General features: G+C 43.4%; 15 protein-coding genes. 12 read left to right on the top strand and 3 right to left on the bottom strand.

What is annotated here, in order from left to right; translation table 11 throughout:
- Positions 1-9 precede the first annotated feature (9 nt).
- Genes NSQ55_RS19735 through NSQ55_RS19720 form a run of 4 tightly spaced genes read left to right on the top strand, consistent with a single transcriptional unit; the run spans position 10 to position 4,473 of the window.
- Positions 10-1,449, top strand: a complete 1,440-nt coding sequence (locus NSQ55_RS19735) for a leucyl aminopeptidase family protein (RefSeq protein WP_339168680.1) — start codon at positions 10-12, stop codon at positions 1,447-1,449.
- A 24-nt stretch (positions 1,450-1,473) separates the two neighbouring features.
- Positions 1,474-2,166, top strand: coding sequence for a copper homeostasis protein CutC (locus tag NSQ55_RS19730; protein WP_076304849.1), 693 nt, complete (start codon positions 1,474-1,476; stop codon positions 2,164-2,166).
- 28 nt (positions 2,167-2,194) lie between these two features.
- Positions 2,195-3,145: an ROK family protein gene (locus NSQ55_RS19725; protein ID WP_076304850.1), complete on the top strand. Its 951-nt coding sequence runs from the start codon at positions 2,195-2,197 to the stop codon at positions 3,143-3,145.
- A 50-nt stretch (positions 3,146-3,195) separates the two neighbouring features.
- Entirely contained in the window at positions 3,196-4,473 is a 1,278-nt protein-coding gene (locus NSQ55_RS19720) for an alpha-L-fucosidase (RefSeq protein WP_339168678.1), read from the top strand.
- Positions 4,474-4,862: 389 nt separating this feature from the next.
- On the opposite strand, the gene NSQ55_RS19715 is transcribed toward NSQ55_RS19720, so the two are convergent.
- Positions 4,863-5,858 (bottom strand): hypothetical protein, encoded by a 996-nt coding sequence (locus NSQ55_RS19715; protein WP_076190558.1) that lies wholly within the window; start codon positions 5,856-5,858, stop codon positions 4,863-4,865.
- Positions 5,845-6,192: a PadR family transcriptional regulator gene (locus tag NSQ55_RS19710; RefSeq protein ID WP_076301754.1), complete on the bottom strand. Its 348-nt coding sequence runs from the start codon at positions 6,190-6,192 to the stop codon at positions 5,845-5,847. Before NSQ55_RS19710 ends, NSQ55_RS19715 begins: the two co-directional genes overlap by 14 nt.
- 258 nt (positions 6,193-6,450) lie before the next feature.
- Here NSQ55_RS19710 and NSQ55_RS19705 point away from each other — a divergent pair, with 258 nt between their 5' ends.
- From NSQ55_RS19705 to NSQ55_RS19670, 8 genes are all read left to right on the top strand, one after another.
- Complete coding sequence (locus NSQ55_RS19705) at positions 6,451-6,600, top strand: hypothetical protein (protein WP_179089375.1); 150 nt, start codon at positions 6,451-6,453, stop codon at positions 6,598-6,600.
- Positions 6,601-6,803: 203 nt separating this feature from the next.
- On the top strand, positions 6,804-7,499 hold the full coding sequence (locus NSQ55_RS19700; protein WP_076179132.1) for a response regulator transcription factor: 696 nt from the start codon (positions 6,804-6,806) through the stop codon (positions 7,497-7,499).
- 1 nt (position 7,500) lies between these two features.
- A complete protein-coding gene (locus NSQ55_RS19695; protein WP_076301753.1) occupies positions 7,501-8,841 on the top strand; it encodes a HAMP domain-containing sensor histidine kinase in 1,341 nt (446 codons plus the stop codon).
- Positions 8,842-8,939: 98 nt separating this feature from the next.
- Positions 8,940-9,653 (top strand): type II CAAX endopeptidase family protein, encoded by a 714-nt coding sequence (locus NSQ55_RS19690; protein ID WP_076179130.1) that lies wholly within the window; start codon positions 8,940-8,942, stop codon positions 9,651-9,653.
- Between the two features lie 80 nt (positions 9,654-9,733).
- The gene (locus NSQ55_RS19685; RefSeq protein WP_076129882.1) at positions 9,734-10,201 is read left to right on the top strand and encodes a MarR family transcriptional regulator; all 468 of its coding nucleotides are present in this window, start codon (positions 9,734-9,736) and stop codon (positions 10,199-10,201) included.
- Positions 10,202-10,288: 87 nt separating this feature from the next.
- On the top strand, positions 10,289-11,260 hold the full coding sequence (locus NSQ55_RS19680; RefSeq protein WP_076190569.1) for a ring-cleaving dioxygenase: 972 nt from the start codon (positions 10,289-10,291) through the stop codon (positions 11,258-11,260).
- 26 nt (positions 11,261-11,286) lie between these two features.
- Positions 11,287-12,348 carry an LLM class flavin-dependent oxidoreductase gene (locus tag NSQ55_RS19675; RefSeq protein ID WP_339168676.1) on the top strand — a complete coding sequence of 354 codons (1,062 nt, stop codon included), beginning with the start codon at positions 11,287-11,289 and terminating at the stop codon, positions 12,346-12,348.
- A gap of 90 nt (positions 12,349-12,438) precedes the next feature.
- Positions 12,439-13,533, top strand: coding sequence for a winged helix DNA-binding domain-containing protein (locus NSQ55_RS19670; protein WP_339168675.1), 1,095 nt, complete (start codon positions 12,439-12,441; stop codon positions 13,531-13,533).
- Between the two features lie 485 nt (positions 13,534-14,018).
- Here the strand turns inward: NSQ55_RS19670 and NSQ55_RS19665 are convergent, their stop codons facing one another.
- A complete protein-coding gene (locus NSQ55_RS19665) occupies positions 14,019-15,944 on the bottom strand; it encodes an FAD-dependent oxidoreductase (RefSeq protein WP_339168673.1) in 1,926 nt (641 codons plus the stop codon).
- Between the last annotated feature and the right edge of the window lie 33 nt (positions 15,945-15,977).

Below are 15,977 nucleotides of genomic sequence, written 5' to 3'. Positions count from 1 at the left end.
GGGACAGCTATGAATATCTTGTTCGATTCCGCTAATGGGGCGGATACGCTTATCTACTTAGCCTATGAAGAGGAGACTTTTCCTCTTCGGCTGGGAGAAGCTCACAAACAGAGTGGCAGTGTGACATGGTTATATGCTCGCTCTGAGGAAGAGTCCGATGTGATAGCTATTGGAATGGGAAAACGCCGGGCTCTTACGCTTGAGAAAGTTCGCCGAGCAGCGGGATCTGCCGCCCGTACAGCCCTAAGAGAAGGAAGAAATTCAGCTTCATTTGTTCGTAGGACAGCAGAAAGTAATATTTCCGCTGCGGATGAGCTTCAAGCATGGATTGAAGGCTGGCTTCTCGGATTATATCGTTTTCAAACCTATCGTGGTGTTACTAAAATAGACATTTCAGTTGATTTGCTGCTCCAGACAGCTGATTGGCCTGAACTGACTAAGCTTGAACTGGAAGTTGTACTAAGTACTGGCCGCATGCGCGCTGAAGGAGCAGTGGTTGCTCGCGATCTGGTGAATGAGGTGCCCGGGACTCTAAATCCGGATCGGTTCGCAGAATGGATGGTCGAATATTTCGAGCGTGATAACGCAGCAGTGAAAGTTCATGTCTACCGGGGGCAGGAGCTGGTTGACCTACAGATGAATGGGTTGCTGGCGGTTGGAGCAGGCAGTAAACACTCCCCAGCCCTCGTTGAAATTCGCTATGAGAGTAACCCTGAATTGCCAATGCTGGCATTGGTGGGTAAAGGTGTTACCTTCGATTTGGGTGGGATGAATGTTAAGACCGCAAGTGATATTAGCGATGCACGTATGGATATGGGTGGGGCAGCAGCTGTTATTGGGGCGCTGGATATTTTAGTAAGGAATCAAGCTCATGTAAATGTGACCGCGTTGATCCCAGTTGTTGATAACGTACCAGATGCTGAAGCAATGCTGCCATCGTCTGTTATACGCTATCCTAATGGGCTGACGGTTCAGGTTGCAAATACGGATGGCGAGGGGCGGCTTATTATCGCGGATACTCTTATTCATGCAGCAAATATCGGGGCAACTAAGGTCATTGATATTGCAACGCTTACTGGAAATGTTGGCGCAGCGTTAGGATTAGGTATCGCCGGCATATGGGGTGATGGAGAGATGACGCAGAGCCTCGTCGAAATCGGTGAGCGCAATGGAGAACGACTGTGGCCCATGCCGCTTATGGATGAATACGAAGTCGATCTTCGAAGCAATTACGCTGATCTACGCAACGTTAGTACTTCACCTTTTGCAGGTGCGATTACAGCAGCGCTTTTTATACGGCGTTTTGTAGCGGAATCGCTGAGCTGGGTTCATATTGATATGGCTGGGACGGTTCAGTACAAACAGGATGTGGGGTATTCAGAAGCTGGAGCAACGGGCTATGGTGCTCGACTGCTCGCTGATTATGTCATGAAACAGGCACAACAATAACAACCGGAAGAGTGGAGGAAAGTTATGAGATTGGAAGTCATCGCTACCTGTATGGACGATGCCCTTACAGCAGAAGCGAACGGGGCTGACCGCCTGGAGCTCATTACTGCGATTACGGAAGGCGGATTAACACCAGGGATAGGATTGGTGCAACAAGTTGCCAAATCGGTTAACATTCCTGCGTTTGTTATGGTTCGCCCGCACAGCCGTTCTTTTTGCTATTCAAAGTATGACATTTTGACCATGGCAGCAGAGATAAAGCAAATTGCAGCCAGCGGTGCGGCGGGGATTGTGCTTGGTGCGTTAACCCCGGAAGGGACTATCGACGAGCGAGCGCTTGAAACATTATTGCCGTTGACCGAGGGATTGCAAGTAACCTTCCACCGTGCTTTTGATGAGTTGAAGGATCAAATAGAAGGTTATCGAACGCTTTGTAAGTATCCGCAAATTACGCGTGTGCTCACTTCTGCCGGGCCAGGTCCGGCACCTGAAGCTATTCCTGCTATGCGGAAGCTAGTCGAGGAATCAAAGGGTAAATCGGTAAGTATACTGGCTGGAAGCGGTCTGAAGCCGGAAGGTATTACTTCATTTATACATCAGACTGGAGTAACAGAAGTACATTTTGGGTCGGCTGTACGTTATGACAAAGACGCTTTGTCGCCAATCGATCCAGCAGCCTTACGGGCGTTAGCGGAGAGTATTCATTCTAACGGCTAATAATAGATAGTGAAAAGGTGAATGGGTTATGCAGAAGGTTGAGAGCTACGTAGTTGGAATCGATTTAGGAGGCACAAAAATTGCCGCAGCATTGTTTGATTCAAAGGGGACCGTGTTGAAACGGGAATTGATGGAAACGGCTGGGGCACGTACCGCTAAAGAAGTGGTGCAGCGAATGATCGATATGATCCGCTCCGTATCCGAAGGGCGACCACTCACAGGAGTGGGTCTGGCTTCTCCCGGAGCTGTAAATAGCCAGGACGGGATCGTTATTCACGGCACCAATCTTCCGGAGTGGGATAATGTTCCACTGAAGTATTGGATGGAGTTGGAGCTAGGCGTTGAAGTAAAGGTAGTGAATGATGCGAACGCTGCGGCTTGGGGCGAGTATGTCCGAGGTGCTGGCAAAGGTGCAGACAACATGGTTTATGTTACCTTTAGCACAGGGATTGGAGCAGGTATCGTCATTGACGGCAAGCTGCTTCTTGGCAAAAATTCATTTGCTGGTGAACTAGGTCATAATATTATTGACCCGAACGGAACGGAATGCAGCTGTGGAAGATTCGGCTGCTGGGAAGTTTTCGCTTCGGGCACAGCGATTCGGGATATGGCGCTGCGAAGTATGGAGAGCAGACCGTCGATGATTACGGAACTGGCTAATATAAATGGAGAAAAAATTACTTCGCGGCACGTATTTGAAGCCATGGCACTTAACGATCCCGTGGCCGTCGAGGTTATTGACCGGAGTATTCATTATATGGCACTAGGTCTAGCCAATGCAGTACATACGTTCAATCCTGATCGGATCGTGATCGGTGGGGGCGTGAGTAAGGCTGGAGATTTGTTATTCCCTGCACTGGTGGAGAAGACGGAGCTATTTGTCATGGATCCTTATAAGGGTACTTTTACAATTGAACCTGCCGCTCTCAAAGATGATGTAGGCCTAATTGGAGCAGCAGCATTATTCCATACCGCTTAGGTGGAGTGAAAGATTGATTCACAGCTTTCATTAACGGAGGAGTTGGAGAGATGGGTACAAGAGAAGAAAGAACGAAATGGTTCTTACAGGATAGGTTCGGGATGTTTATCCATTGGGGTTTATATTCAATTCCTGCTAGAGGGGAATGGATACGCGGCAACGAGCGGATGAGTAGAGAGCATTACATGACGTATTTCGATGAATTTGACGCCTCACGATATGATCCGAAGAAATGGGCAAGTGCAGCCAAAGCTGCGGGTCAGAAATACGCTGTGCTTACGACCAAACATCATGACGGGTTCTGTCTGTTCGATAGTAAGCTGACTGATTTCAAAGCGACTAATACGCCCGCTGGGCGTGATCTAGTGCGGGAATATGTAGACGCTTTCCGTGCTGAAGGTATTGCAGTTGGTCTATATTACTCTATCATAGACTGGCACCATGAGGATTATCCCGGTTATGGAGATAAGGCACATCCTGATCGGGATAACGAAGCGGTCAAAGATAAGCCGATTGATTTCGATAGATACTTGGAGTATATGCATGGGCAAGTAAAGGAACTGCTCACCAATTACGGTAAAATCGACATTATGTGGTTTGACTTCTCCTACGATAATATGACAGGGGAGAAGTGGAAGGCTACGGAGCTTATCCGGATGATTCGTTCCATACAACCTGATATTATTATCGACAATCGATTAGGTGGCAATATTCGTGCGGCAGAACCTGAGGAGTATGCTGGAGATTTCTTCTCCCCCGAGCAGATCATTCCGCCTGGCGGCATTGTTGACGTAAACGGCCAATCCATCCCTTGGGAAGCCTGCATTACCCTGAATGACAACTGGGGTTATCATTCCGAGGATAAGAATTATAAATCGACCAAGCAAGTCATCCGTACGATGGTCGAATGTATCAGTAAGAATGGTAACCTGCTCCTCAATGTTGGACCAGATGCCAAAGGTGAAATGACGCGGGAATCCCTGGTTATCCTTGACGAAGTTGGGGAGTGGATGCGCCTTAATGGAGATAGTATTTATGGATGCGGGAAGTCTTTGCTACCTAAGCCAGAGTGGGGACGTTATACGCAAAAGGGCAATAAATTGTATGCGCATGTCTACGACCGTGGAATTGGCCCGATCTATTTCCAAGGCTTGAAAGGGAAGATTAAAAAGGCTAGATTACTACGTGATGGTACCGAGCTAAAGGTGGAGGCGCCGTGGATGGCTGAGGAATATTCGGATGTTGACGGTGGAGCTTTTATTACATTAAAAGGCGCGATGTTACCTGATGAGATGGATACGGTTATCGAGCTTGAACTATTTAATTAAATCAGAAGGAGTTGTCCCATATGCCCTGAATGGCTGCTGAGACAACTCCTTTTTTTCGTATTCTTCGCCAACATTTGCACATACGAAACACCTATCGGACACAGATGACTCTAAACCCAGAAATATCGCACTTTTGGGATGCCAACGGACCGCATAGCCGCTATTGCCTTGAAACACCCCCGATATGGAGCTGATTCTAGGGAATAGCGTCATTGGAGTCCGAAGCCCTGTTCCAAAGGCAGAAAATGTGCAAATAACGTCATCTGGGTCCGTAACTCTCAGAGGGGGCTGACAATGTTGAAGTTGTTGCATTTGAAGCAGGCATTCAACGAGTCAGAAAACAAAGCGGCAATTCTCCAAATAACAGGAGAATCGCCGTTCTGTGAATACTAGAGGCGAGCCTTGCGGAAGCCTTCATATATATTGAGGACCGCAACTAAAATCAAGACTGCTATACCTCCACCTACTAGCCCCGTTTCAAATTGGTTAGCTGTAGTGGTTAATAAATTAGACATGTAGTTAATGAATTCTTGGTTAAATACATTCGGATTTATAAGGATAACAGCGAATACAATAAGCACAATGAGCTCAAGGGCCGTATTACATAATGCTAATTTTCTAGTCCATTGTCTCTTGATTAATTTATATATAGTTAACGCGACTTCTAATCCGATCACAATAAGAATAATAGGCCAATAATCAAGTAATACATGCTGATTAAAAGCTGGGGCCACGAAGTTAAGTGCGCCTTCACCGCCTCTATAGACTCTGATCAGGTGTTCAGCATTAAAATAAACAGTAGCCCAAATGGCAGTCCACAGTAAACTTCCGAACACTTCGAAGCTTGTAATTGCTTTTTTCTTATGGACAAGCGCGATATCCTTCAAATCATCAGGAGTCCATTTCCTTAATTTTGTAGTAAGAGGATGACCTTCCTTTCCTTTATCCGCCCGTTCGATAATAGCGAACACAACAGTTATCCAGAAAAAGACTTGGATGCCTACTTCAAGAAAGGTTCCAATTCCTGTACTTATAACTGCAGTAACAATATCCGCAACTGTTTTATCGCCGCTGTAGCCAATCAAGTAATCAGCAACCAGAGCGATTAAAGAAACAACTACAGCGATGGGTATAATCATTTTTAATAACGTAACATATAAATCGAAATAGCGTGGGCCGATGAGATACATGGGCTGATCGCGGTACTCACTAGCTAAAATAGCTGGATTGCCCAATTTTGCAAGGACGGCTTTTACCTCTTTTTCGTCATAATCATCCGGTAACATATCCTCGATGGTTGATCGTAATTCTAATGCGATGTCTTCCCGATTTTGTTCTGGTAACCTCCGAGTAACTTCATGAATGTAAATCTCAATCAGCTTCATGGTCATCCTCCCCTTGTAATAGGCCGTAGAGTTCTTTCGAATTCTTAAGCCATTCTTCCTTTAGCTGTAAAAAAATCTCTACGCCATAGTCACTTAGAACATAATACTTACGGGGTCTGCTCTCGGATGTGTCCCAGCTGCTCGTCACTAATTCCTGTTTCTCTAATCGGCGAAGTAATGGATATAGGGTGCTTTGATCGATGATGATGCTGGATTCCTCCAACAATTGAACGAGCGAATATCCATACTGGGGCGTTCGTAATTGACTTAAAACGGCTAGCGTTAACGTACCTCTTCTAAGCTCTGTGATTAAAGTATTTAATAAAGTACTCATTCACCCACCTCATTATTTAAAATATAAGAATTTATAATCTCTTATAAATTGTTCTTATATTTTTGGTTTAAACGCTTGCTGTCCTTAAGAGGACGTCGAAGTCGTTTATACTTACTATGTGTCATACAGTATTCGATCTATACTATGCATCATACACTATTGTTGTTCCAACATCAATTGAATAAAATAATCTTCTGAGAAATAAATAAGAAAATTTTTCTATTTTGTGAAGCAGTTTGATTAAAAGGAGGTCGTGAAATGATTCCATTTTTTAGTGACATCCCGAATGCTTCTACATGGGAGGGAGTTGAACCGGTTCATAAGGGCTGGTCAAAGGACAAGAAATATTACATTAGGACCTGCGACGGCAGAGAGTTATTGTTGAGAACGGCGGAATTCCCATTATGATCAGAAAAAACGGGAGTATGATCATTACGAAGTCGAGGAACTTGGAATTATTGATTTTAATAGATTTGATTATGGTGATCCATGGGTATTTTAATCATGATGTTCCAAATGTATTCTTTAGGCTTTATATACCGAAGTGGTATTGGCAAGTTATACTGAGTGAAAAGACTCAGCTATTTGAGAATAGTTAGGGGAATTAAGCGATGAATATACTGATTGCTGAAGATGAAACTGATATAAGAAAACTAGTGAAAATACATTTAGAAGATCGATCCTATCAAGTATTCGAAGCCAAGGATGGCATTGAGGCTTTAGAGGTTGTTAATCAACATGAAATAAATCTTGCCATTCTGGATATTGTAATGCCCAGGCTTGATGGGCTTAATCTGCTGCGACGGATAAGAGAGAAAAGCCATATTCCGGTTATCTTGTTAACTGCCCGCGGTGAAGAAATTGATAAGATAGTGGGCTTAGGCCTTGGAGCAGACGATTATATGGTGAAGCCATTTAGTGCTTCAGAGCTTGTGGCTAGGGTTGAGGCGCAGCTGAGACGAAGAAATGTATACGATCTTAGCCAATCGATAACTGAAGAAACAATCCAACATAGAGAATTGAAGCTGAATTTAAAGGAATGTATGTTGTACATAAATGAAAGTCCAGTTCTTCTAAATGCCAAGGAATATAAGGTGTTACAATGTCTGATGCAGAGTCCTAATCAAATTTTTACGCCCAAAAAGTTATATGCAGCGGCGTGGGAAGAAGATTTCTATAGTGATAATAATACGATTATGGTTACCATCAGCCGTCTAAGGAATAAGATCGAACGGGACCCGCACCATCCCGAATATATCGTTACAGTGCGTGGACTAGGTTACAAATTCTACAACCCAGGTAAATAAGATGAGAAAACAAAATATATCCTATCAATTGTTAAAAAACTATATCGCGATCTTTCTTATAACAACGGTTATAACGATATTGGTGATTGTTGCTTTGTTTTGCATGAACAGGCTGGGATCTAAGGACATTATTTATAATCAGTTAACGGCTGCTAAGCTTATGCAAAATGACTATCAAAGAATTGACACTAGTGTTGTTAATGATGTTGGGGGCAGTTTACAGGTTGTAAATTCCAATTACGAAGTCATACACTCCATTGGCAACAATCCATTTACGTCCAAGCAGATTAGTGTCAAAGAATTTACGGATTTTCTAATGAATACTGGCGCTAACAAAGATATGATCACTGTTGAATATAATGAGCAGGAACAATTTTGGCTGATCGTCTCTTTACCTATACAAGTGAAAATGACAGGCAGTTTCCATTGGAATTCAGATTCACCTATGCAGGATCATACCCTTCAAATGCTTGGGTTTATTGGGTTAGGTTATTTGTTGATTCTGATTCTAAGCACGATGATTTATGCGAGAATTACGGCGGTTAGTTTCATTAAACCCTTAGACCAGTTGTCCGCTGCTGTTGAAAAAATTAAGAATGGGGATTATTCAGCAAGAGTGCAGGTAGGCGGGAATCGGGAGTTTAGTCAACTGGAGCAGGCTTTTAATCATATGGCAGAAGTGATTCAGATCCAGACCTCGTTAAAAGAACAGAGTGAAAACAATCGAAAAAATCTAATATTGGATATATCCCATGATTTAAAAAATCCATTAACAAGTATTATGGGTTACGCAGAGCTTGAACTAAAAGAACAGGTGAGCGGTCGGATAGAACATTTGGAATTTGCCAAAATAATATACGAAAATAGTATCCGTGCCAATGTATTGATTCAGGATTTGTTTGAATTATCGAGAATGGAAAGTCCCGAATTCCGCTTGGATGTTACAACAGATGATTTCTCAGAATATTTGAGAGAAGAAATGATACATATGTTGCCCGAGCTTGAGGCTGCGGGTATGATCCCTGATTTTGTAATCGAGCCAGAAGAAATAATTCTACAGTTTGATAAAAAAAGAATGAATCGAGTATTCTCAAACCTGCTTTATAATGCCATCGCTTATCAGGAGCAAGGTTCTACGTTTCAAGCTGTGCTGGAAAAGGTGAATGATGGAGCCAAGCTTACTTTTATTAATTACGGCCAACCATCAGCCTTGAACCCGGCAGGTTCTGGATTAGGGTTACTCATTGTTCAAAAAATAATAGCTGCTCATGGAGGGACTGTTCAGCTGAATACGCAAGATAACCAGTTTGAAATTATAATTGAGCTGAACCGGCAAATTTAAGGTCTATGTAAGATTACATTAAGTCATATGAAATTTCCCAATGCTAAAATGGTTGATATTCAGTCTATTAACAATTTTACTTGGGGGAATAGATTATAATGATTGATGAAAAATTAAGTAAAAGGCAATTGATCTTAGGCGTTATATTAGCAGTAATGTACTTTTTAGGGTTGTTCTCTATTCTCTTGATCAGGCCGGTTATGGGGATTCTCAACCATGTTTTTATTTGGCAGCCAGAACAACAAAATCGAATGGCCTTAATGTTGAATAGTCTGATCTACATAGGAGTGATTATAGGTTTTAGGGGATTCTATAAACAAGCTATTCATGATTTCAGACAATACTGGGTCCGTAATATGTTATGGATGGTTTGGGGACTTTGTTTGATTATTATCATCGGAAGTATGTTGATCCCCACACTAATTTCCATTTTTCATCCTATTACAAAGTCTGTTAATGAGGTGGATTTACGGGCAATGTTGTCCTCGTATCCATTTATTTTTACAGTGAACGTGGTATGGATTGGCCCCTTGATTGAAGAATTAGTATATCGGGTTACCATTTATAGAACGATCCGCAGGAAGAGTCGTCTTCTGGCTTATCTGATATCCTCCTTTTTATTTGGCTTTCAACATGTCTATAGAGCCGTGGTGTTCCAGAGTAACTATAACGAAATGTGGAATATCTTCTCCTATATGGCTGCTGGATTAATCTTTGCCTACCTATATGAGAAAAGAAAAAATATATTAGTGCCTATAGGCGCGCACATGTTTAGTAATGGTTTATCTGTGCTTCTCTATTTCTTAAGTTAATACGAAACTTGACTTCATATCAGATTACTAGTAAACTGATAATCAAATAGATCCAATTCCAAAGTAATGGATGTGGCATAATGCGAGACAATGGATTCACTGAAGACAATAAACTAAGCTTATTGATCTGGCTGCGGCTGGTAAGAGTTTATGACAATAGTAACGATCTTTCCAATGAGTTCTTGAAGCAGTTTGATTTAACGGTCAGCCAGTTTGATGCGTTAGTACAAATACTATTACATCAGCCTGTGACACAAATGGATATTGCCGAGCATTTAACCATTACTAAAGGTGGAGTATCACATATGCTTGGCAGATTAGAAAAAGAAGGATGGATTGAACGCAAGCAGGATTGGAAGGTGAAGTATATTTCTTTAACTGAAAAGGGCCAGGCGCTTATCGAGAAGGTGCTTCCTTTGCAATCGGATTTCCAAGCTTCGTTATTCGATCCACTGACGGACGACGAGAAGAAAGTATTTTACAGCATGCTTAAGAAGATTCACCGCCATAGCCTGAATGAGAATCGGATTCCACGAGGAGTTCAGTAGTATTGTAAAAGCTTTATTCTGAATAAAGCTTCCTTTTTTCAGCATCAGTTTACTAGTAAACCATAATTATATTAGGAGGAAATTAAAATGAGCCAACCACAAATAACCGGACAACATCATGTATCAATGATTACTAAAGACGCTAAACAAAACCTATGGTTTTATACAGAAGTACTGGGACTAAGACTTGTCAAAAAAACCGTAAATCAGGACGATCCAACCATGTACCATTTATTCTATGGCAACTCTAATGGCGCTCCAGGCACCGAGGTATCCTTTTTTGAAATGCCAAATGCAGGCCAGACCCGGAAAGGAACGAACAGTATTTCTGCAATCTCTCTTCTCGTTCCTAGCGATGAGGCTTTAGTATATTGGGCTAGCAGATTAGATACATTTGAAGTCGCTCATGAAGCTATCGTAAGTATAGAGGAGCGCAATTCGCTTACTTTTCAGGATAGTGATGAATTAACGGTTCATCTGGTGTCCGCAGAAAAAGATAATGTGACTCAGCTGGTAGAACCTTGGATTACTGATGATATTCCACCACAATATGCCATTGTTGGATTGGGTCCCGTTGAATTGACTGTTCGTGAGGCTAGCCGTACAAAGGCTGTTTTGGAGGATATTTTAGGCTATACACAAGTTCGTAGAGTGCCATCCATGGGTGACCCGAAGGTAATGGTGGATATTTATGAAACAGCTAAAGGCGGCTTGTACACTGAACTTCAGCTCAAAGAAGTTAATGATCAAGACCGGGAAAGACCGGGAAGAGGGAGTATCCATCATGTGGCTATAAGAGTGAAGGATCTGGAAGAATTAACCGCATGGGCTGCTAAAATCACAGCTGCAGGGTTCAAGAACACAGGGGTCATTGATCGTTATTACTTCCATTCCTTGTATTTCCGTGATCCGAACCATATTCTTTTCGAGCTTGCTACAGATGGTCCAGGGTTTGAGATTGATGAATCTTTTGACACATTGGGCGAGAATTTGACCTTGCCTTCTTTTCTGGAAGAACGCCGGGAAGAGATTGCATCGAAGCTTCATCCTATCCAATAATACAGCGAAGAAAGTAGGACATCATCATGATGGAACAATATAGAATCGACGAGAATAAGGGTTTAGAAATAGGTTTATACACTTTAGGTGATCATGTTGCAGATGCCTTAACAGGTAAACCAATCAGTGAACGACAACGGATTCAAGAGATCATTGCTGCCGCCAAATTAGCAGAGGATGCTGGATTAGATGTATTTGGAGTGGGGGAGAGTCATCAGCCGAAATTTATTACTTCAGCAGCATCGGTCGTACTTGGAGCTATAGCAAACGCAACGGAACGAATCAAACTTATCAGTTCAGCGACTGTATTGAGCACAGCGGATCCTGTACGTGTACATGAAGAATTTTCGACATTGGATTTGTTATCCGAAGGCAGAGCAGAAATTGTTGCTGGACGTGGATCACGATTAGGAGCTTATGAACTGTTCGGATATGACGTGAGGGATTATGAAGAATTGTTTGAAGAGAAGATTGAATTGCTTATGAAAATAAATAACGAAAAAAGAATTACCTGGGAAGGGCAATTCCGTCCTGCTCTGAATGATATGGAGATTTTTCCGAAGCCACTGAGTGGTAAACTGCCCATCTGGAGAGCGGTTGGTGGACCTCCGGCAAGTGCAGTTAAGGCAGGAAGAATGGGCATCCCGATGATGCTGGCTGTTCTAGGTGGACCTGCTTCAGCGTTCAAGACCTCTGTGAATATGTATCGTCAGGTTGCCGCACAATCAGGTTTTAATCCGGCAGAGCTGCCGGTGGGTACAACCACCCTTTTATATATCGATAAAGATTCACAGCAAGCATTCCGTAACTATTACCCATATTTAAATCACATGATGAAAGAGCTTCGTGGATCAGCGTACCCTAAAGACCAATTTGCTGAAGCCATGAGTGTGAGAAATGCGCTGCTCGTAGGCAGCCCACAACAGGTTATTGAAAAAATCCTTTATCAACATGAGCTGTACGGACACAATCGTTTTCTGGCTCAGATTGATATTGGTGGTTTACCTTATGCTCAGGTTGAGCAAATCATTGATTTGTTGGGATCGGTAGTCGCACCAGCCGTAAGACGGGCCACAGCTAAGAAATAAGAAAAACTATGAGATTGGAAAAAATTATATTAAAATTATTCCAATAAGGTTAGACGATGGTTTGAGAAGGATCACTTAAGGAGGCGAAGTGTGACGAATAAAATGATAGCTGCGCAACGTCTATATAACCAGAAGATCGTTGATTACAAGCTAATCAAGCCTGAACAGGTCGTTAAAGAATTAGGGGCAGTACAGGCGCAGGATTACATGCAGGCGATGTGGGCGATCGGGTTACGTACTCCATCTTCGAATTTAGCTGATATAGAGCGTGCTATCGCTGATCGTAAGATGATTCTGAATTGGACGCTGCGAGGTACGCTTCATTTTGTCCCACCGGAAGATGTAAAGTGGATGCATCAGCTATCTGTGCCGCGTTTAGCGGGACAAACAAAGCGGCGGAATGCAGAGCTTGGGCTAGATGATCAGACACTAGAACGTTGTAGACATATTATAGTTAATGCTTTACAAGGTGGAAAGCAGCTAGATCGTGCACTTCTACTTCAGCTTATAGAAGAAGAAGGTATTCACACAGGGAACCAGCGTGGTTATCATATGTTGTGGAATGTTGCGTACCAAGGGTTGATTTGTTTCGGACCGATGAATGGTAAGCAGCAAACGATTGTTTTGTTAGAGGAATGGGTGCCACAGTTTCGAGAACTTTCTTACGATGAGTCATTGTATGAACTCGCTCGGAGATATTTCACTGGACATGGTTTAACAACTGTTCAAGATTTTGCTTGGTGGGCAGGCATAACCCTTACCGATGCTAGAAGAGGTCTGGAAGCGGCCAAAAGTCAACTGCAATCAGAGGTTATTGATGGCAGTGAGTATTGGGTGTCTGCTGATCGGCTAGAGCCAACTGCTGAGGACTCGGGCGTTCACCTGCTTCCGGGTTTTGATGAGTACATTCTGGGTTATAAAGACCGAAGTGCCGTTCTAGAGCCCAACGTTGCTCCTTTGATAGTTCCGGGGAATAATGGTGTTTTTCTTCCAACGATTGTTGTGGAGGGTCAGGTTGTGGGTACATGGAAAAGAACCCTAAAGACCAAGGGGATTGAGATTATGATCCATCCTTTTGCCGAGCTGGGCGATACGGAAAAGTTGGTACTTAAAGAAGCTGAGCGATATGCGGCATTTATTGGGCTGCCAATACTCAAAATGAATGTGAGTGGTTCATTGAGATGAGTATTTCACTATTCTCACCAATCTCATCATTCTTGACATTCTCACCATTTTCATCTTTCTTACCATACTTTTGTGCGCATCTCTCTCGCTAACGGACACCGTTGCACTTATTAGCACCTAAATGCTGATTTGCTGAGCTTTTCGGACTCCAATGCAGTTATTCCCGTCGCAGCACCTCTTTTGACCCCTATTTTTGCGGAATAGCGGCATCTGGGTCCGATAGATTCGTAAAAAGGCTATTTTTAGCTCAATAGCGTCTCCTGAGTCCGAACGGCATAATGGGTGAAGGGTGAAGGGTGAAGGGTGAAGGGTGAAGGGTGAAGGGTGAAGGGTGAAGGGTGAAGGGTGAAGGGTGAATGGTGATTGGTGAAGGGTTGAATGGATACCGATTACCGAATAACATTTCACGAATGCACTCTGAGTAAAAAATAACCCGGCAGGGCGGACCTGCCGGGTTATTTTCATGAAGCATATAGTTAGCTTAATTAGATTCGTCTAGCTAATTCAGCGCCTTCCCAAATTGCATTCAGCGCTCTTCGCGCTTGCACCGCATCGCCAATTTCATGATAAGGGATGGAGCTTTCCTCCAAGAAGTCCTGAAGGGGTTGTTTGTTAAGGGCGCGTGAACCTACAGCAATTACTACATAATCAGCAGCTAGGCTGTGACGTTCGCCGTCTTTTTCAACAATTACGCTATCCCCTTGAATCGCCATACATTTGCTGTTGGTCATTAATTCAACGCCATGTCCATATAGACTTTCCATGACACAGATTTTCCGCAGAAGCCCTAGATCATTAGCAACATCAGCTTGCATTTCAACTACAGTGATTTGATGTCCGCGCTCTACAAGCAGTTCTGCGACCTCAAGCCCCACTAAACCACCGCCGATAATAACGACTCTTCCTTCTGGATGAACCGTTCCCCATAACACATCATGTGAATTGACCACATGTGAACTGTCGATGCCTTCCACAGGCGGAATAATAGGAGAAGATCCGATTGCAAGAATGACCTCATCTGGCGCAATTTCTTGGATTAATTCAGGTGTAACCTCTGTATTCATTCGAATGTCTACACCTTCACGTTTAGCGGTTTCTCCCATATTCAGAGCGGCTGCAGCCATTTCCTCTTTACGTGGTGCGGCACCGGCAATATAAAGCTGTCCGCCCAGAATGTCATTTTTTTCGCATAATATTGGATGATGCCCACGTCGTTTCAGGGTGACAGCTGCTTCTAATCCGCCAGGGCCACCACCAGCAATAAGTACTTTTTTGGGGATACCCGTTTGCTGCAATTCATATTCACTTTCACGGCCGGTTGCAGGATTAAACACACAGCTGATAAATGGAACATTAGGATTCACGAATCCATCGAAGCAGCCTTGATCGCAACCCACACATTTAACGATCGTGTCTGCACGTCCGGCTAAAGCTTTATTGCAGAATTCCGGATCTGCCAGCTGCGCACGCCCAATGGCTACAAAATCAGCCAAACCCTCCGCAATAATCCGGTCTGCAATTGCTGGATCATTAATACGGCCTACGGCAATAACAGGGATGTTAACCACAGATTTAATTTGTGCTGCGTTATCTACATTGAAGCCTACAGGTAAATCGATCGGTGGTACTTCATATTTAATTGCAGCGCCAGCAGGGACCCCACGAGATACATTAATAGCATCAATTCCAGCTTCTTCAGCGAGCTTTGAGAAGAGCTTCATATCTTCCAGTGTAAGTCCGCCCGGTAGATCCTCAATCGCAGAGATTCTCATCAAGATAGGGAACCCAGGTCCAACCGCTTTCCGGATAGCCCGGATACAAGACAGCGGGAAGCGGCAGCGATTCTCCCAAGAACCGCCGTACTCATCCTGACGAAAATTCATTGCAGGACTTAGAAATTGTTGGGGCAAATAACCATGGCCGGCATGGAATTCCACACTGTCAAATCCGGCTTTCTTCGCACGTAATGCTGTATCTGCGTAAGCTTGAACCATCTCACCGACTTCATGATGCGCTAGTTCACGTGGTATATGAGTCACGCCTTCAAACGGAACAGGTGAAGAGGAGACCTGAATTAGGTTGGGAGTTACTTTACCTCCATGCCATAACTGTAGACAGCTTTTGCCTCCTGCCTCTCGAATAGCTAATGCTAATTGAGCCATACCTGGAATGAATTTATCATCATAAAGGGCAGGAGCATCATCGGAGGCCGCCGTTGGGTGAATAGTTGTTACTTCTACAGTATTTAAGCCGTTGCCGCCTTTAGCTCGTGCTACATGGTAATCAATCAGACGATCACTGACGTATCCACCCGGCGCATTCATTTTCGTGCCCATCGCTGGTAAAATGACCCGGTTCTTAAGCTCCATATTTCCGATTGTGCCCTTGCTAAATAAATGTGTGAATTCCATATGATAACTTCCTCTCTACATATAGGTTAAAAA

This window comes from Paenibacillus sp. FSL H7-0943, assembly GCF_037963265.1.
In the GTDB taxonomy this organism is placed as follows: domain Bacteria; phylum Bacillota; class Bacilli; order Paenibacillales; family Paenibacillaceae; genus Paenibacillus_AQ; species Paenibacillus_AQ odorifer.
The sequence above is the reverse complement of the archived record's forward strand: the minus strand, read 5'-3'. Positions and strand labels throughout refer to the sequence as shown.

What these genes read in the sequence shown, in the direction of transcription:
- NSQ55_RS19735 (WP_339168680.1), top strand. Translation starts at nt 10, where the DNA reads ATGAATATCTTGTTCGATTCCGCTAATGGGGCGGATACGCTTATCTAC.
- NSQ55_RS19730 (WP_076304849.1), top strand. Translation starts at nt 1,474, where the DNA reads ATGAGATTGGAAGTCATCGCTACCTGTATGGACGATGCCCTTACAGCA.
- NSQ55_RS19725 (WP_076304850.1), top strand. Translation starts at nt 2,195, where the DNA reads ATGCAGAAGGTTGAGAGCTACGTAGTTGGAATCGATTTAGGAGGCACA.
- NSQ55_RS19720 (WP_339168678.1), top strand. Translation starts at nt 3,196, where the DNA reads ATGGGTACAAGAGAAGAAAGAACGAAATGGTTCTTACAGGATAGGTTC.
- NSQ55_RS19715 (WP_076190558.1), bottom strand. Translation starts at nt 5,858, where the DNA reads ATGAAGCTGATTGAGATTTACATTCATGAAGTTACTCGGAGGTTACCA.
- NSQ55_RS19710 (WP_076301754.1), bottom strand. Translation starts at nt 6,192, where the DNA reads ATGAGTACTTTATTAAATACTTTAATCACAGAGCTTAGAAGAGGTACG.
- NSQ55_RS19705 (WP_179089375.1), top strand. Translation starts at nt 6,451, where the DNA reads ATGATTCCATTTTTTAGTGACATCCCGAATGCTTCTACATGGGAGGGA.
- NSQ55_RS19700 (WP_076179132.1), top strand. Translation starts at nt 6,804, where the DNA reads ATGAATATACTGATTGCTGAAGATGAAACTGATATAAGAAAACTAGTG.
- NSQ55_RS19695 (WP_076301753.1), top strand. Translation starts at nt 7,501, where the DNA reads ATGAGAAAACAAAATATATCCTATCAATTGTTAAAAAACTATATCGCG.
- NSQ55_RS19690 (WP_076179130.1), top strand. Translation starts at nt 8,940, where the DNA reads ATGATTGATGAAAAATTAAGTAAAAGGCAATTGATCTTAGGCGTTATA.
- NSQ55_RS19685 (WP_076129882.1), top strand. Translation starts at nt 9,734, where the DNA reads ATGCGAGACAATGGATTCACTGAAGACAATAAACTAAGCTTATTGATC.
- NSQ55_RS19680 (WP_076190569.1), top strand. Translation starts at nt 10,289, where the DNA reads ATGAGCCAACCACAAATAACCGGACAACATCATGTATCAATGATTACT.
- NSQ55_RS19675 (WP_339168676.1), top strand. Translation starts at nt 11,287, where the DNA reads ATGATGGAACAATATAGAATCGACGAGAATAAGGGTTTAGAAATAGGT.
- NSQ55_RS19665 (WP_339168673.1), bottom strand. Translation starts at nt 15,944, where the DNA reads ATGGAATTCACACATTTATTTAGCAAGGGCACAATCGGAAATATGGAG.